The 23,897-nt window shown below is 43.9% G+C and carries 29 protein-coding genes; 9 read left to right on the top strand and 20 right to left on the bottom strand.

Translation table 11 applies throughout. The features are described from left to right. Window positions 1-41 precede the first annotated feature (41 nt). The 8 genes from HTH_RS07760 to HTH_RS07725 are packed head-to-tail and all read right to left on the bottom strand — an operon-like array spanning window position 42 to window position 6,998. Complete coding sequence (locus HTH_RS07760; RefSeq protein WP_012964170.1) at window positions 42-896, bottom strand: aldo/keto reductase; 855 nt, start codon at window positions 894-896, stop codon at window positions 42-44. Continuing rightward, window positions 889-1,989: a UDP-4-amino-4,6-dideoxy-N-acetyl-beta-L-altrosamine transaminase gene (gene pseC / locus HTH_RS07755; protein ID WP_012964169.1), complete on the bottom strand. Its 1,101-nt coding sequence runs from the start codon at window positions 1,987-1,989 to the stop codon at window positions 889-891. The genes HTH_RS07760 and pseC overlap by 8 nt, the downstream gene beginning before the upstream one ends. Further along, window positions 1,973-3,019: a UDP-N-acetylglucosamine 4,6-dehydratase (inverting) gene (gene pseB / locus HTH_RS07750; protein ID WP_012964168.1), complete on the bottom strand. Its 1,047-nt coding sequence runs from the start codon at window positions 3,017-3,019 to the stop codon at window positions 1,973-1,975. The genes pseC and pseB overlap by 17 nt, the downstream gene beginning before the upstream one ends. Continuing rightward, window positions 3,016-4,065: a pseudaminic acid synthase gene (pseI, locus tag HTH_RS07745; RefSeq protein WP_012964167.1), complete on the bottom strand. Its 1,050-nt coding sequence runs from the start codon at window positions 4,063-4,065 to the stop codon at window positions 3,016-3,018. The genes pseB and pseI overlap by 4 nt, the downstream gene beginning before the upstream one ends. Next, window positions 4,046-4,612 (bottom strand): UDP-4-amino-4,6-dideoxy-N-acetyl-beta-L-altrosamine N-acetyltransferase, encoded by a 567-nt coding sequence (gene pseH, locus HTH_RS07740; protein WP_012964166.1) that lies wholly within the window; start codon window positions 4,610-4,612, stop codon window positions 4,046-4,048. The genes pseI and pseH overlap by 20 nt, the downstream gene beginning before the upstream one ends. A 31-nt stretch (window positions 4,613-4,643) precedes the next feature. Then, window positions 4,644-5,972 (bottom strand): aminomethyl-transferring glycine dehydrogenase subunit GcvPA, encoded by a 1,329-nt coding sequence (gene gcvPA / locus HTH_RS07735; RefSeq protein WP_012964165.1) that lies wholly within the window; start codon window positions 5,970-5,972, stop codon window positions 4,644-4,646. After that, a complete protein-coding gene (gene gcvH, locus HTH_RS07730) occupies window positions 5,972-6,502 on the bottom strand; it encodes a glycine cleavage system protein GcvH (RefSeq protein WP_012964164.1) in 531 nt (176 codons plus the stop codon). The genes gcvPA and gcvH overlap by 1 nt, the downstream gene beginning before the upstream one ends. A gap of 10 nt (window positions 6,503-6,512) precedes the next feature. Continuing rightward, window positions 6,513-6,998, bottom strand: coding sequence for a hypothetical protein (locus tag HTH_RS07725; protein WP_014462641.1), 486 nt, complete (start codon window positions 6,996-6,998; stop codon window positions 6,513-6,515). Window positions 6,999-7,041: 43 nt separating this feature from the next. Between HTH_RS07725 and HTH_RS07720 the strand changes: the two genes are divergently transcribed. The 3 genes from HTH_RS07720 to recR are packed head-to-tail and all read left to right on the top strand — an operon-like array spanning window position 7,042 to window position 9,024. Next, window positions 7,042-8,148, top strand: a complete 1,107-nt coding sequence (locus tag HTH_RS07720; protein ID WP_012964162.1) for an inositol-3-phosphate synthase — start codon at window positions 7,042-7,044, stop codon at window positions 8,146-8,148. Next, window positions 8,145-8,426 carry a hypothetical protein gene (locus HTH_RS07715; RefSeq protein WP_012964161.1) on the top strand — a complete coding sequence of 94 codons (282 nt, stop codon included), beginning with the start codon at window positions 8,145-8,147 and terminating at the stop codon, window positions 8,424-8,426. The genes HTH_RS07720 and HTH_RS07715 overlap by 4 nt, the downstream gene beginning before the upstream one ends. Then, on the top strand, window positions 8,416-9,024 hold the full coding sequence (gene recR, locus HTH_RS07710) for a recombination mediator RecR (protein ID WP_012964160.1): 609 nt from the start codon (window positions 8,416-8,418) through the stop codon (window positions 9,022-9,024). The genes HTH_RS07715 and recR overlap by 11 nt, the downstream gene beginning before the upstream one ends. Here the strand turns inward: recR and HTH_RS07705 are convergent. Further along, on the bottom strand, window positions 8,946-9,734 hold the full coding sequence (locus tag HTH_RS07705) for a ChaN family lipoprotein (RefSeq protein WP_012964159.1): 789 nt from the start codon (window positions 9,732-9,734) through the stop codon (window positions 8,946-8,948). The two genes, recR and HTH_RS07705, sit on opposite strands and share 79 nt — an antisense overlap. Window positions 9,735-9,772: 38 nt before the next feature. On the opposite strand from HTH_RS07705, the gene HTH_RS07700 reads away from it, so the two are divergent. From HTH_RS07700 to HTH_RS07680, 5 genes are read left to right on the top strand one after another with little or no spacing between them, the layout of a single operon-like run. Then, window positions 9,773-10,024 carry a hypothetical protein gene (locus tag HTH_RS07700; RefSeq protein ID WP_012964158.1) on the top strand — a complete coding sequence of 84 codons (252 nt, stop codon included), beginning with the start codon at window positions 9,773-9,775 and terminating at the stop codon, window positions 10,022-10,024. Continuing rightward, complete coding sequence (gene hisC, locus HTH_RS07695) at window positions 10,021-11,079, top strand: histidinol-phosphate transaminase (RefSeq protein WP_012964157.1); 1,059 nt, start codon at window positions 10,021-10,023, stop codon at window positions 11,077-11,079. Before HTH_RS07700 ends, hisC begins: the two co-directional genes overlap by 4 nt. Before the next feature lie 57 nt (window positions 11,080-11,136). Continuing rightward, window positions 11,137-12,429: an anaerobic glycerol-3-phosphate dehydrogenase subunit C gene (locus HTH_RS07690; protein WP_012964156.1), complete on the top strand. Its 1,293-nt coding sequence runs from the start codon at window positions 11,137-11,139 to the stop codon at window positions 12,427-12,429. Window positions 12,430-12,441: 12 nt separating this feature from the next. Continuing rightward, window positions 12,442-13,536 (top strand): 3-isopropylmalate dehydrogenase, encoded by a 1,095-nt coding sequence (gene leuB / locus HTH_RS07685; RefSeq protein ID WP_012964155.1) that lies wholly within the window; start codon window positions 12,442-12,444, stop codon window positions 13,534-13,536. Then, window positions 13,518-15,032: a hypothetical protein gene (locus HTH_RS07680; protein ID WP_012964154.1), complete on the top strand. Its 1,515-nt coding sequence runs from the start codon at window positions 13,518-13,520 to the stop codon at window positions 15,030-15,032. The genes leuB and HTH_RS07680 overlap by 19 nt, the downstream gene beginning before the upstream one ends. On the opposite strand, the gene HTH_RS07675 is transcribed toward HTH_RS07680, so the two are convergent. From HTH_RS07675 to HTH_RS07625, 11 genes are all read right to left on the bottom strand, one after another. Then, window positions 15,033-15,980, bottom strand: a complete 948-nt coding sequence (locus HTH_RS07675; protein WP_012964153.1) for an SAM-dependent methyltransferase — start codon at window positions 15,978-15,980, stop codon at window positions 15,033-15,035. After that, window positions 15,977-16,342, bottom strand: a complete 366-nt coding sequence (locus tag HTH_RS07670; protein WP_148161789.1) for a histidine triad nucleotide-binding protein — start codon at window positions 16,340-16,342, stop codon at window positions 15,977-15,979. Before HTH_RS07670 ends, HTH_RS07675 begins: the two co-directional genes overlap by 4 nt. 12 nt (window positions 16,343-16,354) lie before the next feature. Beyond that, window positions 16,355-17,317: an MBL fold metallo-hydrolase gene (locus HTH_RS07665; RefSeq protein WP_012964151.1), complete on the bottom strand. Its 963-nt coding sequence runs from the start codon at window positions 17,315-17,317 to the stop codon at window positions 16,355-16,357. Between the two features lie 2 nt (window positions 17,318-17,319). Then, complete coding sequence (locus HTH_RS07660; protein ID WP_012964150.1) at window positions 17,320-18,225, bottom strand: DUF302 domain-containing protein; 906 nt, start codon at window positions 18,223-18,225, stop codon at window positions 17,320-17,322. After that, window positions 18,222-19,979 carry a thiosulfohydrolase SoxB gene (gene soxB, locus HTH_RS07655; RefSeq protein WP_012964149.1) on the bottom strand — a complete coding sequence of 586 codons (1,758 nt, stop codon included), beginning with the start codon at window positions 19,977-19,979 and terminating at the stop codon, window positions 18,222-18,224. The genes HTH_RS07660 and soxB overlap by 4 nt, the downstream gene beginning before the upstream one ends. 14 nt (window positions 19,980-19,993) lie before the next feature. Next, window positions 19,994-20,554, bottom strand: coding sequence for a sulfur oxidation c-type cytochrome SoxX (gene soxX / locus HTH_RS07650; RefSeq protein ID WP_012964148.1), 561 nt, complete (start codon window positions 20,552-20,554; stop codon window positions 19,994-19,996). Between the two features lie 13 nt (window positions 20,555-20,567). Then, window positions 20,568-21,347: a sulfur oxidation c-type cytochrome SoxA gene (soxA, locus tag HTH_RS07645; RefSeq protein WP_012964147.1), complete on the bottom strand. Its 780-nt coding sequence runs from the start codon at window positions 21,345-21,347 to the stop codon at window positions 20,568-20,570. A 21-nt stretch (window positions 21,348-21,368) separates the two neighbouring features. Then, window positions 21,369-22,130: a sulfur oxidation c-type cytochrome SoxA gene (soxA, locus tag HTH_RS07640; RefSeq protein WP_012964146.1), complete on the bottom strand. Its 762-nt coding sequence runs from the start codon at window positions 22,128-22,130 to the stop codon at window positions 21,369-21,371. Window positions 22,131-22,145: 15 nt separating this feature from the next. Next, window positions 22,146-22,475, bottom strand: coding sequence for a thiosulfate oxidation carrier complex protein SoxZ (gene soxZ, locus HTH_RS07635; protein ID WP_012964145.1), 330 nt, complete (start codon window positions 22,473-22,475; stop codon window positions 22,146-22,148). Between the two features lie 31 nt (window positions 22,476-22,506). After that, a complete protein-coding gene (soxY, locus tag HTH_RS07630; protein WP_012964144.1) occupies window positions 22,507-22,953 on the bottom strand; it encodes a thiosulfate oxidation carrier protein SoxY in 447 nt (148 codons plus the stop codon). Window positions 22,954-23,030: 77 nt separating this feature from the next. Further along, on the bottom strand, window positions 23,031-23,441 hold the full coding sequence (locus HTH_RS07625) for a thioredoxin family protein (RefSeq protein WP_012964143.1): 411 nt from the start codon (window positions 23,439-23,441) through the stop codon (window positions 23,031-23,033). A gap of 253 nt (window positions 23,442-23,694) precedes the next feature. Here HTH_RS07625 and HTH_RS09900 point away from each other — a divergent pair, with 253 nt between their 5' ends. Then, on the top strand, window positions 23,695-23,892 hold the full coding sequence (locus HTH_RS09900; protein WP_041309840.1) for a hypothetical protein: 198 nt from the start codon (window positions 23,695-23,697) through the stop codon (window positions 23,890-23,892). Window positions 23,893-23,897 lie beyond the last annotated feature (5 nt).

Below are 23,897 nucleotides of genomic sequence, written 5' to 3'. Positions count from 1 at the left end.
AACTTAAATCATTTTTATAATATTTCTTTAGTGTGTTTTTGTCAACTATCCCACATGTAGGGGAGTATTATGTCTTCATCATCAACCTCGAAGCCTTCAAGGTTCAGCTTGGTAAGCTCTCTTAAACATCTGATGTTCATTTCAAGCTGAGAAAGTCCATCAACACCCACCACTATACCGTCCAGCTCTTCAAAACTCGCAACGAAAGAAAGGAGTAAGCAGGGAAGGTCCATACCAAGACCTTCTGCAAGCTTTTTTAAAGCTTTAACCTTACTCTCCACCTTTTTAAAGTTCCCCTCAAATCTTTTGAGGAAAAAAAGACCCTGCAGGAACACCGACCTTGCAAAGAGGATAAAGCCCTCTGATTTCCATTCTCTAAGATACTTGGTGAATCTCCTATCAAACGCATTAAGAGGAAATTCTACGGCTACAGATTCACCACAAAAGGTGTAAAAATCTATAAATTCCTGAGGATGGTATACAGATATGCCGTAATGTTTTATAATTCCTTCATTTTTTAAGTTTCTTAAGGCGTCAATCACAAGTTTTGGATGGCTTTTAAAAGTTTTATAAGAGTGTAGAAGTAAAAAATCAATGTGATCCACTTTTAACTTTTTTAAACTTTCTTTAACAGTGCTGTATATTTGAGCCTCACTTGTGTAATTTTTGTGGGGAAGTTTATTTATGATACGGAAAGTCTTGCCTTTTCTCTCAAAAAATTCTCCCAGGACCTCCTCCGCAGACCCATACACCATAGCAGTATCTACACCCCATATACCTGCCTCTTGGGATCTTTCCAGTATTCTCATAGCTTCGCCGTGTTCTACTCTGCCTTTAAAAGCTATACCGTACTTCATGCCAAAATTGGCCGTTCCCAATACAAACTTTTCAATCACTCAAAATCTCCTCCAGTTTTTCCACCACATAATAAAGCTCTTCATCTTTTATTGACGGGTAGATGGGTAAACTGACCTCCTTTGAGTAAAATCTCTCTGCTACAGGACAAAGCCCTTTTGGATAGTTCAGAAAGGGATGCCAATAGACAGGTATGTAATGCACCTGGACAAAAATGCCTGACTGCCTCAGTCTTCTAAAGACTTCTCTGCGCCTTTTTTCATCTCTCAGTCTTATAGGAAAAAGATGGTAAGAGTGGAAAGCGTAAGGTTTTTCAACAGGAAGGTCCAGGTGAGGATTGTTTGACAGTCTGCTTTTGTAAAACTCTGCCACCTTCCTCCTTCTTTCTACAAATGTGCTTAGCTTTTTAAGCTGAGAAAGCCCTAAGGCACACTGTATATCCGTAATTCTGAAGTTAAAAGAGGGAAACTCCACCGAGTATTCCCAATCCTCACCTCTCCTTATGCCATGATTCCTGCACTGAAGGAGTTTCTCGTAAAGGTCTCTGTCGTTGGTAAGTGCTGCTCCACCCTCTCCGGTAGTTATGTGTTTTACAGGATGGAAGCTAAATACGGTTATGTGAGAATACTTGCAAGAACCAGTCTTGTATCCTTTATAACTTGAGCCTAAGGCGTGGCAGGCATCCTCTACCACCCATAGGTTGTGCCTTTGTGCTATCTCCCATAGCTTTTGCATATTCACAGGATGTCCTGCGTAGTGAACTGGTACCACAAGCTTTGTATTTTGGGTAATTAATTCTTCCAGTAAGTTTACATCCATATTACCAGTATCTTCTTCTACATCGCAAAAGATGGGTTTTGCTCCAAGCATAACACCCATAGAAACTGTTGCCGTAAAGGTTATGGGTGTGGTTATAAAGCTGTCTCCTTCCTTTATGCCCAATGCTCTGTATGCACAGTATAGCGCAGATGTACCAGAGTTGAAAGCTACTGCGTATGTGGCACCGCAATACTCGGCTAATGCCCTCTCAAACTCCTCTACTTTTGGACCCTGCGTTATAAAATCCGAGCGTAGTATCTCTATTACCGACCTTATATCTTCCTCATCTATGTATTGCCTACCGTAAGGAATCATTGGAGTAAGCTATATCCTCTTTAGCTTTTTCTAAAAGCTCTCTAATTTCTTCAGCACTCAGCCACCAGTCATTTTTATCACTTCTGTAAAAAAAGCCTTCAGGCATCTTGGAGTATCCCCTCCATTTCTCTATGGCTTTTTTACTCTCAAAGGAAAAGGTGGGAAGTAATACATAGTAAGTTCTACCTTGGTGCTGCACCAGCCTCACATCCCTTGCTTCGTCTTCAGCTATAAGACTTTCGTGAAGTTTTTCTCCAGGTCTTATGCCTATGATTTTAAAAACGCAGTCTGGGCATATGGCTTTTGCCAAGTCTACCACCTTCACGCTGGGAAGTTTTGGAACAAAGACTTCACCACCAATAGACTCCTCAAGAGCAAAAAGAACAAGTCTTACACCCTCTTCAAGAGTTATCCAAAAGCGTGTCATCCTCTCGTCAGTTATGGGCAGTTCTCTGCATCCTTCAGATACAAGTTTCAGAAAAAGAGGCACCACGCTTCCCCTGCTGCCTACCACATTACCGTATCTGACTATGCTAAAGGAAGTGTCTTTTGTGCCTACATAGGCGTTACCTGCTACCAAAAGCTTCTCCATTGTAAGCTTGGTAGCTCCGTAAAGGTTTACTGGACTCACAGCCTTGTCGGTGGAGAGAGCCACCACCTTCTTAACCCCCTTTTCTATAGCCACCTCTATAATGTTCTGGGCTCCAAGGATGTTGGTCTTTACAGCCTCAAAGGGATTGTATTCAAGCGTAGGAACATGCTTGAGAGCAGCAGCGTGTACCACATAATCTACGCCTTCAAAAGCAAGCCTCAGCCTATCTTTGTCCCTTATGTCCCCAAGGAAGAATCTCATTTGAGGGTAATCACTTTCGGGAAATTCCTTCTGAAGCTGCCACTGTTTAAACTCGTCTCTGCTAAAAATTATCAACCTTTTAGGGTTTGCATGACGCAGGACAAACTTCACAAAAGCTCTACCAAAAGAGCCAGTACCTCCCGTGATAAGGATGGACTTGCCTTCTAAAAATCTCATTCTAAAAACTCCCATTTTAATGGTGTTCCCTTTGGTATGTCAACCCTCGCCCTTTTACCTAAGACATCCTTGAGATGTTTTGGATGCAAGCCATAACCCGGTCTTACGCTTTTTATGTTCTCCTCATTTATCACTTCCCCCGCCTTTATATCCTTTACGGCAAACAGGCTTCTTGCAAACTTGCGCATCTCTTCCTGTCTTTCCGTTAATTGGTAGCTCACCTGACCTAAAGCTTTTTCCACCTCTCTTATTGCTTTTACCATAGCTTTGAACTCATCAGGCTCTAATGAAAAGGCACTATCTGGACCCCCCATACTCCTGTCAAGTATAAAGTGCTTTTCTACAAGAACCGCTCCTAAAGCCACTGCAGCAATAGGCACAGATATACCAAGAGTGTGATCAGAAAGACCCACAAGAACTTTAAAGGTTTCCTTCATGTTGGGTATGGTTCTCAAATTGGCATCTTCAAAAGGTGTTGGATATTCAGAAACGCATTTTAGGAGAATAACCTGATGGTTTCCTACACTCTTACATGTTTGTAGAGCTAATTCTATATCCGAGAGGGTGGCAATACCTGTGGAGATAATTACCGGCTTTCCTTTGCTGGCTATGTACTCAATGAGGGGTATGTCGGTTATCTCAAAGGACGCCACTTTATAACAGGGAGTATTTAATTCCTCAAGGAAATCCACCGCAGTTTTATCAAAAGGTGAAGAAAATACTATAAGTCCCAGCTCTTTTGCAAACTCAAAAAGTTTATAGTGCCACTCCCAGGGCGTGTATGCCTCTTTGTAAAGGTCGTAAAGATACTTTCCATCCCACAGAGTCCCCTGCTTTATCATAAAGTATTCGTTTTTGACATCAATGGTTATGGTATCGGGCGTGTAGGTCTGGAGCTTTACCGCATCCGCACCGCACTCCTTTATGGCTTCTATGGTTTTCAGCGCTAAATCCAGGTTCTGCAGGTGGTTTGCAGAAAGCTCGGCGACTATAAAAACGGGTTGTCCATCACCTACGAATTTATCTTCAATCTTCACCGTGTGCATTTCTGTATTCCTCCTCCGTCATGCCCATAACTATAACATCAAACCACTTACCTTCCTTTAAAACAAACTCCCTCAGTATTCCTTCCTCCTTAAAACCAAGCTTTCTGTAAAGATTCAATGCTTTTATGTTATTTTCAAGAACTTCCAACCTTAGGGTATGCAGAAGTGCAATTTCAAAGGCGAGTTTTAAAAGAGCCTTTCCAAGTATGAAACCTGCTCCCTGAATCCTATTCTCTGGATTTGCGTAAATTCCAAAGTAAGCATTTCTGTTCCTCAGATCAACCCTTACCAAGTTTACAACGCCTATGTAAGCGTTATCCTTTACAGCAAGGTGATAGAAGTTTTTACTATCTTCCTTTAGCCTTTCCACGAATCTGAAATGCTCCTCCTTACTTATCTCTTGGTCGTTGTACATCCATTTTCTCACCTCTGGATGATTTCTCCATGTCCTCACCAATTCAAGCTCATCAGGATTTAGGTTAATAAAATTTCTTAAGGTTATATTCCCTACCCTCAAGTTTTCTTTCAGAATGCTTATAAGTTCCATAACTTACACTAAATTATAATGCAGGGTGTTCTCAAGGGGCAGATGTGATCCTTTTGATGGTACTTATGAGTCTGTCCATCTCCTCCCTGGTTCTTTTTTCTGTTAATGCAAGAAGAATTGTGTCTTTGTAGCCAAATTTTTCTAAGGGTACACCAAAGAGGAAACCCTCTTTGAGAAGCTCTTTGTGTAGCTTTAGCGCATTATTTATTCTGAGGGGAAACTCCCAAAGGTGCTTACCTGTGTAAATTTCTTCAAATCCCAAGGAAAGCAGATGATTTTTTAAGTAAATGGCTTTTGAGAGGCTTTGCTTTGCCACCTGCCTTATGCCTTCCCTTCCTAAAAATACCATATACATAAGATTGGCAATGGCTATGAGGTTTTGGTTTGTGCATATGTTTGAAGTGGCTTTCTCTCTTCTTATGTGCTGTTCTCTCGTTTGAAGCACAAGAGTAAACGCTCTATTTCCTTCCATGTCCTCCCCAAGCCCAACAAGCCTTCCGGGCATTTTTCTAACGTACTGAGTTTTTGTGGCAAAGAAGCCAGCGTAAGGTCCTCCAAAGTTTAGTGGCACTCCCATCTGCTGTCCTTCACCCACCACTATGTCTGCTCCGCAGTCACCCGGAGGTCTAAGTATAGAAAGGGCTATGGGGTCTGCTACAACCACAAAAGGCACTCCGTACTTTTTCGTAATATCTCCCACATGTTGGACAGGTTCAATAAAACCGAGAAAGTTGGGCTGCTGGACCACCACTGCATAAGCATCACCCTCCTTTATGAGGCTCTCCAGCACATTAACGTCTGTGGTGCCTTCCTCATTGAGCGGTAGTAAGATTATTTCATCCTGATAACCTTTAAGATAGGTTTTGACTACCTCTCTGTACATGGGATTTATACCTTCTGAGAGTAACACCTTCTTGCCTGTGTCTTTTATGGACTTTGCCATAAGTACCGCTTGTGCTAAGGCGGAAGCTCCATCGTACATGCTTGCATTGGCTACATCCATACCGGTAAGCTCGCATATGAGCGTCTGATACTCAAAAATAGCCTGTAGTGTGCCTTGAGAAGCTTCTGCCTGATATGGCGTATAGGCTGTTAAAAACTCTCCTCTGCTTAACAGCTGCCATATAGCGGATGGAATTATCCTATCGTAAGCTCCAAAACCGGCAAAGGAGATAAGTTTTGTGTTCTTCCTTGCAATGCCCTTAAAGAATCTCCTCAGCTCTTCCTCGGACATGGGCTTTCCGATGCTGGAGGAACTCAGGAGAGAAGGATGTATGTGGGAAAAAAGCTCTTCCAGAGAGGAGATACCCAGCTCCTTAAGAATAACCTCTGTGTCATCCCACGAATGGGGTATGTACATTACCTTTCCTTCTCCTCGTAAGGAAGCTCCTCCTCTGGCAGAGCATCAAGGGATTCTTCTACAGATGGTGTTATTTCCTCTTCTGGAAGTTCAAGAGATATGCTCTCTCCCTTTTCATCCTTTATAATTTCAACAAGCAGTTCAGCATAATCTTGAGCTGGCATGAGGTCTTCTACCTCCATAGGGTCGGAAAGTTCTATCACCGCTATCCATCCATCATCGTAAGGCGACTCGTTAATAAGATGAGGCTCATCTATCAGCTGCTGGTTAACTTCTACAACAGTACCCGACAGAGGCGAGTATATGGGTGCCACATTCTTAACAGATTCCACATTAGCTATAGTGTCAGCACTCTCGTAAGTTTGTCCTACGGAAGGAAGGTCTACATAAACTATATCCCCCAACTCCTTTTGCGCATAGTCTGTTATACCTATCCAAGCCTTGTTTCCCCTAATAAGAGCCCACTCATGCTCCTTTGTGTAGTATCTGTCCGTTCTTACTGTGTACTTTCCTACAGTTATCTCGTCCATGTTTAACCTCCTATAAGGCTTCGTATTCTATACCGTAATCTTCTTTTACCAGCTTCATTATCTGCAAAAAGTCCGTGTCTTCCTTTATAAACCTTTCCATAGTTCTAATTATATAATCCAGGTCTATCATCTTTAAAACAGCCACACCTCTCCAGCCATTCTGTGCCACTGACAGCAGATTTTTCCTCCTCTGGCTTATAAAGTTTATTATCCTCTCCTTTGTGATGGTCTCCTTGCCGTCAAGAAGGAGCACATCATTTCCCCTTAGCTTTCTAAGTCCTTTGTATATGCCGTAAAGGAGCGTTTCCTCATCATTCCTTAAAAACACCAATTCGGGAAACTTATCAAATAGGTGTTTCATATTTGAAGTTATAACCGCATAAAGACTGTCGGGACCTACCAGCTTTTTCAGTAAGCTTACCTTCTCTTCCAGCTTTTCCACCAACTGGCTATCTTCTGTCAGCTTTGAGTAAAGAACGATAAGCACCTTCATCATCAGGTATAATATTATAAAGTTTGCTCATTTTGTGGAGGTTAAAATGTCTAAGAAAATAAGGGTTGCCATAGCTGGTGTTGGCAATTGCGCAAGCTCCTTAGTGCAGGGCATTTACTATTATAGGAAAAATCGGGACGCTCAAGTTAACGGTCTTATGTTTGAGGATGTGGGAGGGTATAAGCCTTGGGACATAGAAGTGGTTGCCGCATGGGACATTGATGCCCGTAAGGTAGGTAAAGATGTTTCTGAAGCTATTTTTTCACCTCCCAACTGTACTGCGGTTTTTGAACCTGACGTGCCTAAGATGAATGTTAAAGTGAGGATGGGTAAAGTGCTGGACGGTTTTGCTCAGCATATGAAGTACTATCCACCTGAGAGGAGTTTTGTACTTTCAGAAGAGAGGGAGGATGAGCTGGAGGATGTGGTGAAGGTGCTAAAAGAAACAGAGGCGGATATCCTCGTAAATTATGTACCTGTAGGTTCAGAGCAGGCAGCGAGGTTTTATGCAGAAGCTTGTCTAAGGGCAGGAGTGTCCTTTATAAACGGTATGCCTACCTTTATAGTGTCCGACCCAGAATGGGCGCAGAAGTTTGAAAAGGAAGGCATTCCCGTAGTTGGTGATGACATAAAGTCTCAGGTGGGGGCTACCATACTTCACAGGACCCTCGTCCAGCTTTTTACAGACAGGGGTGTGAAGATAGAAAGAACATATCAGCTCAACTTTGGGGGCAATACGGATTTTCTAAATATGTTAGAGAGAGAGAGGCTAAAGACTAAGAAAGTGTCAAAAACTCAGGCTGTGTCTTCTCTTATACCATATCCCATAGGAGAGCACAACATACACATAGGACCCTCTGACTGGGTGCCGTGGCTAAAAGACAGGAAGATAGCTTACATAAGAATGGAGGGCAGGCAGTTTGGAGATGTACCTATGTATGTGGAGTTAAAGCTTGATGTGGAGGACTCTCCCAACAGTGCAGGGTCCATGATGGACGCCATAAGATGCTGTAAGCTGGCAAGAGACAGAGGCGTAGGCGGACCTCTTTATTCTATAAGTGCCTACACTATGAAACATCCACCCATCCAGTACCCCGACTGGCAGGCAAGAAAGATGGTGGAGGAGTTCATAAGGGGGGAGAGAGAAAGATGAACATAGCAGAGCTTATAAAAAGCCTTAAAGGCTTTGAGGGTTTGCTGGAAAGCCTTAAGGATGAGCTAAGACAGAGAAGGGAGATGATTCAAAAAGATGACCTTACCATCGTCTTTAATGGTCTTGGTGAGGTGCTTGAGATAAAGTGTAGCCAAGATGTGAAATTCGGCGACATAAGGAATACGCTTATGGAACTCCTCAATCAAGCACAAGACATATCAAGGGATATGATGATGCAAGCCATCAAAAAGAGATTTGGAGGCATTCTTGGCTTTTGAAGATGTCTTCCCAAAAGCTATGAAGGAAGCAATAGAAAGCATTATCAAGATACCCACCTACGGTGAGAGAGGTGCAAGCAGGTTTATTTACAACCTTCTTAAGCTCCCACAGGAGGAAAGGATCATCATAGTGAATACTTTACAAAATTTGGCGCAAAGCATTAAAAAGTGTGCCGAATGCGGACTGCTCACCGATAGAGAAGTATGTTCCATATGCTCTGATGAAAAGCGAAGCAAAAAGTTCATTTGCATCGTTGAAGAATCTCAGGACGCTTACGCCATAGAAAGACTGGAAAGGTATACGGGTGTGTATCATGTCTTGGGTGGCAGGATAGCACCGCTGGAGGGCATATCTCCACAGGACCTTAGCATTGATAGCTTAATACAAAGAATAGAGAGGTACAAACCCAAAGAGGTCATAGTAGCAACAAATCCCAATGTGGAGGGTGAGGCAACAGCCAATTACCTTATAAAGCTCCTCAAGAGAAGATTTCCAAATCTCAAGATAACGAGAATGTCTTACGGACTGCAGTTTGGGACCCTCATAGAGTTTGCGGACGAGCTATCCTTAGAAAAGTCCATAGAAAACAGAAAGTGATCCTTGGTGAGTATCACCTGTCTGACCTGGGGATCTAACTTTTCAACCCTGTAGGGAATACCAGCTTTTAAATTGTGTGCATGCCCTTTACCCACAAGGGCTACCACCTTTATACCAGGATTTTCCTTAAGTATCCTAATTATGGCATAAGCCATTACATTGTCCCATGCGTTTTGAACTTCAAAGAAGGACTTTTCGTCTGCCTTAGGATGGGACCTGAGTATACTCAGAAGATACTCTTTCTCTTGAGGAGTCTGGTCTATGATGGGTTTTGGTAAAAGCGGACTTTCCACATTATCAAGACCAACCTGCCTTATCTCTGTAAGAAGCTCAGAGGGTACATTGAGAGCATAAAGCCCTATCCCCTTCTCCTTGGCAAAGCGCCAAATGGGTGAGTAAAGGGAGGGGTCAAAGCCCCACCTTTTTCTGTACTGAGTTTTTTCAAGCATATCTTCTTCAGATAGTTTACAATTTATATACTCGTCCAAGTATCTCTGAAAATTTTGCTGAAACATCTCCATACCTATAACAAACTTGTAATCTTTATTTTGCATGTATTTAATAACCTTAAGCTGAAAAACATGATCCTCTCTGTTAGTGTGTTCCTCTGGAAGGTATATAACATCGGCACTCTCTATTGAGTCTTCAAGACTACCATTGAAAGCTATGAGATAAGACATTAAGAAAAGTGCTAAAATTTTAAAAAACATGCTAAAATAGAATTATAAATCTAAAAAGGAGGAGAAAGATGGCAAGAAGAGGTAGGAAAAAAGGTGGTCCAAGATACAAAAGGGTAGTGCTTTCTCTCCCCAAAAGGCTTTATTATGTGCTTAACGGTATAGCAATGGGTGACGAGAGAAAGCTCAACAGACTCATAAAGGGCATCCTTGAGGACAAACTCATGGAATCCACTGTTGGTGAGCTTGAACTTTACTTAGGCAGAGCAGAAGAAGAAGAAGAAAAGGAAGCAATTCAAGAGGAGGAACACCCACAAGCGTGATAAGTATTAGGATAAAGAACCTATCTCCTTACAAAACGGAGACAACACAGGCTAAGGTAAGACTTTCTTCTAATGAACTTCCCCTTCGCTTGCCAGAGGAAGCAAAGCAGAAGATAGCTCAGGAGGTTGCCAAGATTCCCATAAATAAATATCCGGACCCAGAGGCAGAAGAACTCAAAGATGTGTTATCTGAACACTTTGGTGTAAAGAGGGAAAATTTGGTTTTAGGCAACGGCTCGGATGAGCTCATCTATTACCTTAGCATAGCAATAGGCGAGTTTGACAGTGGTGTTTTCTATCCTATTCCCAGCTTCCCCATGTACCAAATATCAGCCAGGATGCTTGGCAGGAAGAGGATAGAAGTTCCGCTAAATCAGGACATGGACATAGACTTGGAAGCGTCTTTGAGAGCCATAAAAGACTCTTCCCCCATCCTAGCCTTTTTATCTTACCCCAACAATCCCACAGGCGCATGCTTTAGCAGAGAGAAGATAGAGAGGATAAGAGAGGAAGGTCTCTTTACGGTTATTGACGAGGCTTACTTTCACTTTTCAAAAAAAAGCTTTTTGAAAGATGCATTGAGCAGAGAGGACACGGTGGTTTTGAGAACTCTCTCAAAGATAGGCATGGCAGGTTTGAGAGTAGGCATACTTATAGCTAAAGAAGATGTAGCTTACGAGATAAACAAGATGAGACTGCCCTTTAATATAACTTATCCCTCCCAGGTGATAGCCAAGCTTATGCTTACAGAGTTTTACCCGCTTATAGAGGAGTGTGTAAGCACGGTTATAAAGGAAAGGGATAGGCTTTTCCAAGTCCTTTCCCAAATGGAAGGAGTAAAACCTTACCCTTCCGATGCCAACTTTATACTCTTTAGGTCCTCTGTACCCGCAGACAGGCTCCATGTAGAGCTTTTGAGGAGAGGCGTTCTGGTAAGGAATGTATCTTACATGGCTGGACTGGAGGGATGTTTAAGGGTGAGCGTGGGGCTTCCGGAAGAAAACGACGCTTTTCTTGAAGCGTTGGAAGACTCCTTGAAGAACTTCACCCCTTGACAATTGCAAAAAATTTGCATATAATAATAGATGTAAATTCTTTAAAAGGAGTGAGCCATGCAAGAGGTGTCATTAGGCGGTGTAAAGGATTTTAACTTTGACCTTAGGGACCCAAAGTTTTTGGATGAGGATGCCCTCTGGGAGGAGGCAAAGAGAGTTTTCTCCAAGTGTAAGGACTGCAGGATGTGTTTGCCTTACTGTCCTTCCTTCCCTGCACTCTTTGACGCTGTGGATAGACACGATGACGATATAAATGCCCTCAGTAAAGAAGAGCTTGCCACACCTCTGGACCTTTGCTTTCACTGCAAACAGTGCTATTTTAAGTGTCCTTACACTCCACCCCATGAGTGGAAGATAGACTTTCCTCATCTTTCTCTAAGATACAAAATATGGAAGTTTAAAAAGCAAGGAGCCAAATTAACAGACAAGCTGCTTGTAAATACGGACCTTATGGGTAAGATGTCTGTGCCTTTTGCACCTTTTGTAAATGCTGTGAAAGATTCAAAGCCAGTAAGGGTCCTTTTGGAAAACTTTATGGGGATAGACAGAAGAGCAAAGCTTCCGTCCTTTAATACTCAAACCTTCCAAAGCTGGTTTAATAAAAACAGGAGAGAGGTAAAAGGTGAAAATGGTAAAGTGGCTCTCTTTTACACCTGTCTTTTAAACTACAATTACCTTGATAAAGGTAAAGCACTTGTCAGAGTCTTTGAGAAAAACGACATACACATAGAGCTTCCTCCTCAGCAGTGCTGCGGTATTCCCTTCTTTGATGTGGGAGATATAGACACTGTTGTGCAGAAGGCAAAGCTCAATGTGAAAGCTCTAAAAGCTTACGTAGACAGAGGCTACGACATAGTTGTCCCCATACCTACCTGTGCCCTCCAGATTAAGTATGAGTATCCCCTTCTGCTACCTGATGATCCAGATGCAAAAGTGGTGGCACAGAGAGTTTACGATGTTCACGAATACCTGTGGAATCTTCACCAGCAGGGCAAATTCAGCAGGGACTTTAAAGTATCAATGGGCAACATAGCCTATCACATACCCTGTCATCTGAAGTCTCTCAATGTAGGATACAAGGCTGCAGCTCTTATGAGGCTTATACCCAACACTAAGGTGAAAATAGTAGAAAGGTGCTCTGGACACGATGGGACTTTTGGCGTAAAGAAAAGCACCTTTGACATGGCCTACAGAGTAGGGTCAAAACTCTTTGAGGAGCTAAATGCGAGCTCTGCAGACACTTTTGTCTCGGACTGTCCACTGGCCAGCAATCAGATAGAGCTCGGCACAGGAAAAAAGCCCCTACATCCTATAGAGGCGCTATGCAAGGCTTACGGAGAAGAGTTGTGATACAATAAAAGAATGCCATCCTTCAAGATAGCGCTTTTAAAGGGAGACGGGATAGGTCCCGAGATAGTAGAGAGTGCTGTAAAAGTTCTCCAAAAGGTAGGGAAGCTATTTGGGTATGATTTTATCCTTGAAGAAGGTCTTATAGGTGGCATAGCCATAGACAAAACAGGTGAGCCTCTGCCACAGGAAACGCTGGAGCTTTGCCTTTCTTCGGATGCTGTACTTTTGGGTGCTGTAGGTGGTCCCAAGTGGGATGACCTTCCCACTCACAAAAGGCCGGAGAGAGGTCTTCTTGGCATAAGAAAAGCCCTTGACCTTTACGCCAACCTGAGACCTGCCAAAGTTTACAAACCATTGGTGCCATCATCACCTCTTAAGGACCATGTGGTAATGGGCACGGATTTTATTGTGGTGAGAGAGCTAACAGGTGATGTTTATTACGGAGAGCCAAGAGGGATATTCAAGGAAGGTGAAAGAAGGGTGGGAATAAACACCATGAGGTATACAGAAGACGAAATAAGGAGGGTGGTAAAGAAGGCTTTTGAGATAGCAAGAGGTAGGAGAAAAAAGCTCACCAGTGTGGACAAATCCAATGTGCTGGAAGTTAGCGCCCTTTGGAGGGAAATTGTGGAAGAAGAGAGTAAGAGCTATCCAGATGTACAGGTGGAACACCTTTATGTAGACAACTGTGCCATGCAGATGATAAGACGCCCATCTTCCTTTGATGTTATAGTAACAGGTAACATTTTTGGTGACATTCTCTCAGATGAGGCTGCGGTTATAACAGGTAGTCTTGGTATGCTTCCTTCCGCAAGTTTGGGAGAGAGGTATGCTCTGTATGAACCCGTTCACGGTTCTGCACCAGACATAGCAGGTAAAGGTGTGGCAAACCCAATTGCTACAATACTCTCTGCCAGCATGATGCTAAGATACTCTTTTAACCTCAAAGAAGCATCCGACGCCATAGACAGAGCTGTAGAACTCGCCCTTGAAAGAGGTTATAGAACTCCTGACATATACGCGGAAGGCACAAAGAAGGTAGGCACTCAGGAGATGACCGAAGTTATAATATCCCTACTGGAGGAGCTATGCGAAAGGTCTGCCTAATAATACTTTTCTTTTTTGTATCCTATGGCTTTGCAGAAAGTCCCACAGAAAACATAAAGAAGTTCTTTTCAAGAGAAGGATACATAATAAAGTTGGAGGATGGAAAGGTTCTGCTGGACCTGGGCAAGGGCGGTGTAAAAGAGGGTGAGATGTTTTCTGTTGTGGAGGAGGGCAAACCAATAATCCATCCCATCACTGGCAAGATCCTGGGTAAGGAAATCAAGCAAGTTGGTGAGGTCAAAGTAGAGAAGGTGTATGATAACTTCTCAGAAGCTAAGCTAATAAAGGGAGAAAAGCCAAAAGTTGGCCAGAGGGTAGTACTGTCTTACACAGATGTGTGTTACGAAGGCAGCGACGAGGGTTTTTTTAAAGTAAGCTCCGCTGTAGAAGGTGTAAGGAAGGGTAGCGGATGCACCTACACGATAAAAGAGTTTAAGGATGGTTACGGTATAGAGTTCAACGGGTCTGCTGTGGCTTTTTATCCTTTGCCTCAAGTAGCAGCAGAAGGTGTGCAGAGAGCAAGTTTGCAAGACCTTAAACTTCTTGCAAGGAGCAAACTCATAAAGGCTTTACCTTCTATACCCATCTCGGCGGATGTAGGGGATGTTATGGGAAATGGGCGAGATTATTTGGTAATATTGTATTCTGGGAGGTTAGAGGTTTATGAGCTGCTAAAAAACGACATAGTGAAAAGGTCTGCTTACTCTCTGCCGGCCGGTACCGCCGTTAATGTCTGTGTAGGTAAGATAGGAAAGGAGGAAAAAGATTACATAATAGTCAACATGATCTCAGGCGACAGAGCAAGCTCCCTGATACTCAAAATGGTAGGCGACAGTCTTATACCCCTAAAAACAGACATACCCTACATTATGGGGGTGCTTGACAAAAGCAAACCTAAGGATACCTTTGTAGGGCAGAAGTTTGATTTTGACAACAAGTTTGGCCAAGCTGTCAGACTCTCCTTTGACGGAGAAAATATAAAAGAAGCGGGTGTTCTTAAAGCCCCAAGAGGTTTTAGAGTAGACAGCGCCTTTTACTACAAAAACTATCTTGTCTTTACCGATAGCTCAGGTAGGGTTAGGGTTTTTGACGGTGACAATGAGGTCTTTTCCTCCGATGAAGGTTTTGGCGGCTCGTACTCTTATGTGGAGGTGAGCGTAGGTTCCGCTGGTAAGATAAATTACATCTTCAATCCAAAAGGTGCTGTAGGTGATGTGCTGGACTTTAAAGTGGCATATGTGGTCAAAAACACTACGGGGATGGTTCAGAGATTTCTTGATATAGTAAAATACTCAAGAGGTGACATCTTTCTTCTTGATGAACAGAGAAAGGATGTGATACTTCTCAAACAGCTTGTAGGAGGCAATTTGGAGGAGGCTATTCAGTCGGTAGTATTCACAAAAGACGGGAGGCTTCTCGTACTTACTGGTAGGACAGGCACCATCCCTATACAGAACAAGGGAGAACTTTACCAAGTTGAAATAAGGGTCCTTTAATCAGAGCTTTTTCTGAATGAGCACCTTAAACCTCTCTCCCATACTGATCAGCATAGTTTTTAGGCGGGAAAGCCTCTCTATGTCTTCGGCTTTTTCGGATAAACTCAGTTTTTCTAACTCTTCCAAAAAGGTAGACGAAGACAGTAAAAACTCTCTCATATTCTGAAAGGACACACTTAAAAGCCCAAAATCCTTACCGTACTCAACAAGAGCGGAAAAGTTCACCATGGCACTCATATCAAAAGGTGGTGCTTCCTTTAATACATCCATAACTACTCTGTGAGCCTTGTAGCCCACAACCGTGCCGTTTGGATACTTAGCTATCTCTTCTGAAGTATACCCGTAATCTATGACTATGTGGTATCCTCTCACTATATTTGAAAGACGCCTGAGCAAATCTATACAGTCAAGGCACACCTCTATCACCTGACCCAAAGCACTGTACCCCATCCTATCCAAAAAGGTGAGTGTTCTTTCATCTGTTATATCTTCCCATATGGCTCTACCATCATCCACATAAAGCTCCTTTCTCCCTTTGATAACATGGACTGGCAAGCAATCAAAGAATTCATTGGAGAGGACAATGTCTGCCTCGGTGATGAGCTCCTGCGTCCAAAAGACCTTCCCCTCAAACTCTCTTAATCTATTTTTTTGCAAGCTGACCAATGTAGGACTCTCTTCGTATATATAGTAAGTCAGTTTCCCGTATAACTTGTTATCTTTTTCTCTAAAAAAGCTTAGAATATCGTAGGCAAGACTCCCGTTGCCACCCCCCAGTTCTAAGATTAGGGGATTATCCGCGTGCCTTACAAATTGGTAAAGGTGGTCCGAAAGAGCTCTTCCAAAGGATCTGTCCAGCTCAGGCGCTGTAAAAAAGTCATCCCCTACCTTTCTTTGAAGGTAATACTCCCTGACGCGCTCCTCCATAAAATCTCTAAAACTTTTCATCCAGGTGGCCAGCTCATGTGCCTACCGCCTATGAGGTGAAGGTGAAGGTGAAAGACGCTCTGTCCTGCGTCTTTTCCCACATTAAAAACAAGCCTGTAGCCTCTGTTTAGGTTCTCATCCGGTGCAAGTCCCAGCTTTTGAGCTATGAGTTTTGCCACATAGAACATATGGCCCACTTCTTTCTCATGCTCTTGCTCCATCTCCTGAATGCCCAGTATGTGCCTCTTGGGAACGATGAGTATATGGACAGGAGCTACAGGGTTAATGTCATGAAAGGCATAAACCAGCTCATCCTCATAAACGCCCTTTGACGGTATCTCTTTAGCAACTATCTTACAAAAGATGCAGTCCTGCATAACCAATATTATAGAGAATTACCTGGAATTTTCCAAAAGCTCCCTTTCTACCTCAAAGTATACATAGTAGGCATTTACAGGGTTCACATCAAAGAAGGCTCCCACCTGTGCATACTCGGGGTTTATCCTAAGCATCTCCTCGTTGGCTCTGTTTCTGACCTCCTCCACGCTAAGCCCCTCTTCGTAAAGCTTCTTCACAACGCTTCTTATGTCCTGTATGTACTGTCTTGTCCACATAACCTGTTTTTCTATCTCTTTCTCTCCTCTCAGATAGGGACCATGACCGGGAAGAAGAATCTGTGGCTTTATCTGTATAATCCTGTCAAGACACTCCAGCCATGTTTTTGAGTTGCCAGAGCCAAGAAAAGGCACTCTTCCTCCAAATACCAGGTCGCCCGCAAAGAGTACCCTCTTTGATGGCATGTACATAACTATATCTCCGTTGGTGTGTGCCCTGCACCAGTGGTGAACCTCAAACTTTTCACTCCCCAGATGTATGGTCAAAGATGAAGAGGTTGTTATGTCAGGTGGCAAAAGTTTTGTGCCTTCAAGCTCTCTGCCAAGGAGCTCTTTCCTCGCCATAAACATCCTCTGGCTCTCTTCACCGGATAGATACTCGTAAGACCAGGGATGAGCAACTAAGATAGCTCCAGCATCTTTGAGAGCTTTGGCTCCATAAAAGTGGTCCGTATGGTAGTGAGACACTACAAGGTACTTTATTGGTTTTTTGGTTATGCTCCTTATACTTTCAATAAGCTCCCTACCCAGCCTGTAGGTGCTAAGAGCGTCAAAAACTATCACACCGTCTTTTGTAACCACAAAGTAGGCGTTGGAGATAAAACCCCTGTTCTTCTTACTCACCTGCTCGTATGTGCCAAAAACACCATAAATACCCGGCTGTATTTCTTTCAAGGTTTGTCTAACACTGACCTGCGAAAAGCTAAAGGAAAAGATAAGTATCAGGCTCAGTAAGAGAGCCATCCCTACTCTCCCTTGACTTCCTTTATGGCGGACTTTATGTCTCTATCTGCCTTTTCAAAGACTTCCACCGCATCTCTGTGAAGATGCTTTCCGTAAAGTTTTATAAGTGTTTGAATGTTTATGTAGCCTACACCCACGCTACCGTCGGGTTTCTCATACAGGTAGACCCTGCAAGGTGCTAAGGTTCCAAAGTGGGGAAACTCTCTTAAGATTTTCTCTCCGTAAGTGAGGTTGCATGCAAGCATGAAAGAGTACTTAGGAGTCTCTTTTCTTATGTCTTCAACACCCAGTATGTTCATGTTTACTCCGTCAAGAGCTGTCTTGAGAAGAGTTTTTGCATCTTCAAAGCTCATACCCTTTATAGTATCTGAAGTTTCAAAGAAGACGCCTTTGAGTTGAGACATTATCTTTCTTATCTGCGCCTTACTTATGTGAGCCTTTTTGTATTTACCTACACTTGAAAGGACCCTTCTGAGCTCCATGTAGGTTTTGCTTATAAGTCTTCTATCATCCTTTGATAGTTCTTTGGAAAAAGCCTCAAGATAAGGCTTTTCGTTTATTGCAGTGATGGACACACTACCATCTTTGTTTTCATAAACTGCAACGGAGCATGGGATAAGGTTGCTCATGAAGGGCACTTTTATGAGCAGGTCCTCCTTTTCTTTCCTGTCGCACGCCAGAAGAACCGTGTAGTTGGGAAAGTCCTTCACTCCTCGGGCTTTTATAGCTTCCGATATGGTAAGAGTGCGCAAAACCTTAAGATCACTTTGGTTTAGCTTCTCTTTTAGCTCTTCCACAACGCTTTGAAAGTCTTTACCCTCTACCCTGTAGGTCTGAAACATCAGGCTGGTAATGTCACCGGCAAAGGAAAGCGTCAAAAGGAAAAGAAGAATGGGAAGGATCTTCATGCCTTCCTCCTTATCATGCCTTTTCCAAAGCCTTCCAGCGGAGACACATACTTGGCATCAAGCACCTTCACATTAGGTGTGGGGTCAACATATATGTGCCTTTTCTTCCTTATGTAATCAATGACTATGTCATAGACAGGGATGGGTTTGACATCGGGCAGGAGCGTCTCTGGTGGTGGTGTTGGTCCTCCGTAAACTGCCACTGTATACTCCTTCTTGGGGTCCAGCTCTTTACCTTTTATCCAAGCTCTCTTTATTCTCTGTCCCTGCTTGGCACCTATCTCTATTTCGTACTCAACATTATAAAGCCTTGACATGTCTCCGCCCTGCTGGTAGAAGGGGTCTGGGTTAAACACATTGTCTGCCACATCCTCCCAAACCGCTTTTAACTGCTCTCCCGTTCTTTTCATCAGGTAAACATTAGGATAAGTTATTGCTGTAAAGTCGTATACATCATCCACCGTGATTTTCTGCCCTGGCAGCACAGTAGTACCCCATCTGTAGCCGGGGGATGTGACTATGTCAACTCCATGGAAGTAGTCCGCTATTGCCATGCCTACAAGCCTGTCAAAGGTGCTGAAGAAGGTGTCTCTCTTGTAGAGGAGCACTTCCGCCACACCTATCTCCTCCGAGAGCTTTTTCTCGTATGGTTTATACCACTTCTCTATAAGCTCTTTTGCACCCTTGTCCGCGGGCAGAAGGTTGCTGGCTACTGGTATGAGCTTAAACCTGTAATTCCTTATCTTCCCGTTCCTTATGTCCAGGTCCAGCCTACCCACATACTTGCCGTGGGATCCAGCTATCACTATCATGGTGTTGCCCACAAAGTACGGTCTTGGCGTTACATCGTGGGTGTGTCCTGAGATGATGATGTCTATACCCCTTACCTTCTTAGCTAAGGCTATATCAAGAGGTAGCCCATCGTGGGAGAGGAGTATCACCGCGTCCACTTTGTGCTTTTCTCTTAGCTCATTCACAAACTTTTGCATCTGCTCTTCCCTTACGCCAAAGCTCCAGCCTTCCACAAACTCTCTGGGGTTTGCTATGGGTGTGAAGGGGAAGGAGTTTCCTATTATGCCGAGCTTTACCCCTCCTACCTCTCTAATGGAGTAAGGTTTGAAAATCAGGTCTCCAAAGTCCGCATCCACCACATTCTGGGATATGAACTCAGCCTTGAGCTCTTTGAGCCTTTGCAGGAACTTCTCCTTTCCGAGGGTAAAGTCCCAGTGTCCCACCATAAGGTCGTAGCCTGTGTAGTTCATCCAGTCCACCACAGCCTTGCCGTCGGTAAAGAGACCTATGGCTGTGGTGACCCAAGTGTCTCCTCCATCAAGGACAAGCACTTTGTCCCTGCCACGCTCGTTTACGATGGACTTTATTATCCAGGTGATGTGCTCGCCACCTCCCATCTTGCCAAACTTTCTGGCAAGCTCGGGGAAGTTTACACAGCTGTCAAAGTAAGCCTCAAGGGTGTTGGGAGCTATTTTGTACATTCTCAGAAAGTCTCTGCCCGCCACATATCCGGGAAGCCCCTCAAGTCCTTTGGGTGGGACTAGGTTTACAGGCTCTGAAAAGTAAAGGGGTTTTAAATGCGCGTGCATGTCTGTGGTGAACACCAGGGTAACATTTCCAAGGCTTTTAAAAGACATGAGGTCTTCTGCTCTTAGCTTTGCCAGAGCGGAAACAGGGTCCATACTCAGGTAAGCTCCTGTCACTATAGCCAGCTCAAGAAAGTCCCTTCTGGTAAGTTGCATTTTACACCTCCATATTACCTATTCACAGGAGACTCTGGACTGTGGAGGTATGCTACTATGTCCGCTATCTCCTCAGGGGTCAGTATGCCATGAACCCCTGCTCTGTACATTATGCTACAGGGTACAAAAGCCCAGGAGTTGTATATCTTTTCGTAGGTGTATTTGACATCGTTGTGGGTCTTGCCGTAGTGTCTGAGGATAGGTCCTATGTTGCCACAGGCAAGCTCTTTGGGGTCCGCGCAATGACAGGCATAGCAGTTGCCCTTCCTGGTGTTGGCAAAAAGCTGCTCTCCCTTTTTCCAGTCCCCCACCAGTTTCCCGTTGGCAGGGTATTTGATGAGCTTCTTCTGCTCTTCAAAAAACTTGGAAACCATATCAGCAGAGACTGTTCCTTGAGGGTTTGAACATAGCTTCTGCGCTTCATCCTGTTTTATGTCTTCCTCAAAGGTGTGTTTCCTCTCCGCTTTGGCTTGAGCTGGAGGTTTAGGTGCTTGTGTAGGTTTTGGCTTTTCCTGCTGTGTGGGTGCGCAGGCAAAGAGAGCCAAACTTCCCAAAAGGACAAGATACCTCTTCATGTCTCTACCCTCCTCATCTGACAAATCCCGGCGTTTCTATGGTGCCACCTTTGGACTCATAAGCCATATAAAGGCTAAGGGCGATCTGTGGCCAGCTAAAGTGGGGTGGAGGGGTCACTCTTATCTGGTTGTAGCATCCTCTGATTCTGTCTTCCATAGTCCAGAGCTGGTCGTTGGAGAACCTGTAGGCAGGCCAGTGGGTGGCTACCTTGTCTTCTTTCACCTTTGCAAGGGTTTGGAGTCTTATCCTCTGTCCTCCAAAGGTATCATGGCATATGGCGCAGGAAAAGTCCATCTTACCCACTCTTGCATACCATAGCTCTCTGCCCTTTTCGTACATCTCCCTCTCTTTTGGATGAGTGAGCTTTACATCCATTTTCATGCCGTTGGAAAGGGTAGCCACGTAGGTGGCTATACTCTTAAAGTTAAGGTCGTGCTTTACATTACCCACACCCATGTACTTTTCCATGCAGTACTTGATTCTAGTATCCAGGTCTGCCACGGCATCCATGTCTTTGTAATACCTGGGCATGTGCGCGTAAGCTCCCCTCAGATACCTGCCGTCCTGACCGTGGCAGGAAGAGCACGACTTGCCTGCATTTCCCATAGGTTTGTTAAACATGTCTCTGCCCTGCTCCGCATAAACATCTCCGGGAAGTATGCCCATCTCTTTGAGCAGGAGCTCTTTTTGCTTCTTTACCTCCTCCGCCGGATTCTCCTGCTGGGCTATGGCATAGAGACTCACGCCTCCCACCGCTCCCAGCAAAATGGGCAAGAACCAAAGCTTTCTCATGCCTTTACCCTCCTGATTCAGTTAGTAGATAAATCCGGGAACCCTTACTACACCCCCCTTTGCCTTGTAAGATAGATACAAATTCAAAGCTACAACAGCCCAATGGAAGTGCTCCGGCGGAGCTACCCTCATGTCACCAAAACATCCTCTGATTCTGTCTTCCATAGTCCAGAGCTGGTCGTTGGAGAACCTGTAGGCAGGCCAGTGGGTGGCTACCTTGTCTTCTTTAACAGCAACAACGGTTTGCAAGAAAACCCTTTTACCTGCTTCACTGTCATGGCATATGGCGCAGGAAAAGTCCATCTTACCCACTCTTGCATACCATAGCTCTCTGCCCTTTTCGTACATCTCCCTCTCTTTTGGATGAGTGAGCTTTACATCCATTTTCATGCCGTTGGAAAGGGTAGCCACGTAGGTGGCTATACTCTTAAAGTTAAGGTCGTGCTTTACATTACCCACACCCATGTACTTTTCCATGCAGTACTTGATTCTAGTATCCAGGTCTGCCACGGCATCCATGTCTTTGTAATACCTGGGCATGTGCGCGTAAGCTCCCCTCAGATACCTGCCGTCCTGACCATGGCAGGAAGAGCACGACTTGCCTGCATTTCCCATAGGTTTGTTAAACATGTCTCTGCCCTGCTCCGCATAAACATCTCCGGGAAGTATGCCCATCTCTTTGAGCAGGAGCTCTTTTTGCTTCTTTACCTCCTCCGCCGGATTCTCCTGCTGGGCTATGGCATAAAGAAATAACACAAAAATAATTGTTACCCACTTCCCCATGGTTTTGGTCCCATATCAAACAACTCTTATCTCTGCAGTCTTTTCCCATTTTCCACCTTTGTTGTCTTCGTAAGCGATCTTTACTATACCGCTCTCATCAACCTTTAAAGTGAGTCCTATGAAAGGATTGGCGCTCACACCCCCACCCATATCAACTACTGAAACTGTTTTGTCATTAAACAGAACCTCCAGCTTGGTAAGGTGGTAGGCAGGGATGATCTGACCCGTCTGTGGGTCCTTTCTAGTGCCGGGTTCCATAGGGTGAGTGATCACCATCTGCACTTTGACTATTTCCCCCTTCTTGGCTTCCTTTGGAACTCTAAGTATTCCAGCTCCTACAGCCATGCTTAACCTCCTTTAAGTTTTTACCAAATTATTATCCACAACCGCCAACTGTGACTTTGACCTCTTTGGTAGCCATAAGATAAGAGCCGTCCTTCATTTTGAGTATTGCCCTCACATTGGAAGTCTGACCCATCTTTATTCTAGTGGCAAAGTAAACTCTTCCGTTCATAGGACTGAGTTTAATGTCAGTTATCCAGGGAACGGGGTTGTTGTCCACAAATATCCACACACTGTCCACCTTATCCACAGGTATGTCGGACTCTACGCTGACTGGCACATTGGCACCGGATTCTGCAATGGTGGGTGCCTGAAGCTTAACCTCCGGAGACTCCTTAATCTGGGATAGAGAAACACCGAGCCTCTTCTGAAGCTCTTCATCCAGCTTGGACGCTCCAAAGGACTGCTTTAGCAGTCCGGGTGCGAAGGTTAAGCTGAGAATACTTACCGTGGAGAGCTGTAAAAACCTCCTTCTGTCCATCTTTATACCTCCTTAAAAAAATCTTACCAATATAATACATCATTACTGACAAGCCCTTACTTTCTCTCCCTTGACTGTTAACACTTTTTTGTGTTTGCTTTTTCACAAGTTTTCATTAGCAGGTTGATAAAATCCTCCTTACTTTTACTGCCAAAGGATATACTTATAACAGCATCCTTCTTTGGATCATAAAAAACAAAAGTGGGCGTGCCAAATACATTAAAGCGCCTTGCCCAAGCTCTACCCGTTGGGGTGTAGATATCTAAGGATATAACCACAAACTTATCCATATACTTAGACACCTTCTCATCACTAAAAACAAAGGTCTCCATCTGCAAGCAGTAGGGACAGTGTTCCGAATGAAAATAAAACATTACTGGTTTGCTATCCTTTTTTGCCTCCTCAAGTCCACCAACAGGATCGCTCCACCATTCTCCACCCCATCCAAAACCAAGGGAAAGCACTATTACAAGCAGCAACTTCCTCATGCCTGAATTATGTTAATTCAAGATACTAAACTTGGCTATAAATTTTGCTTATGATACCATAAGGTATATCTATTTAAGAATATAAACATACGTTGGGTGAGAAATTCAAAGAGCCTGTAGTTTCTGAGTAAAAAGCCCTTAATCCACAGCAGGCAGAAAACCTAAACTCATCACTCTTGCTTCTGGTAAAGTTGCTACTTGACAAGAAGATAAGAAGGTAGAGTCTGAGGAGCTTTACTATGGAGTGCTGGTTATGGTGGTGTGCGATACAGAGGGCAGAGTTTATGACCTTTGGTTTCATCCTGGGAGTTATCATGAGGTGAAAGCCTTAAGGCTCATAAGCGTGAGTGGCTGGAGGAAGGGCATAACACTACCTGCTTTGCTTTATGGTTATGTTATTGGCTATAGCTTTTTCAGAGGGAGCTATGAGGAGGTGCTTTATCATGCTTAGTTTCT

The sequence above is a fragment of the Hydrogenobacter thermophilus TK-6 genome, from assembly GCF_000010785.1.
GTDB classification, from domain to species: domain Bacteria; phylum Aquificota; class Aquificia; order Aquificales; family Aquificaceae; genus Hydrogenobacter; species Hydrogenobacter thermophilus.
Note: the sequence above shows the minus strand (reverse complement) of the source record. Positions and strands in the feature narration are given on the sequence as shown.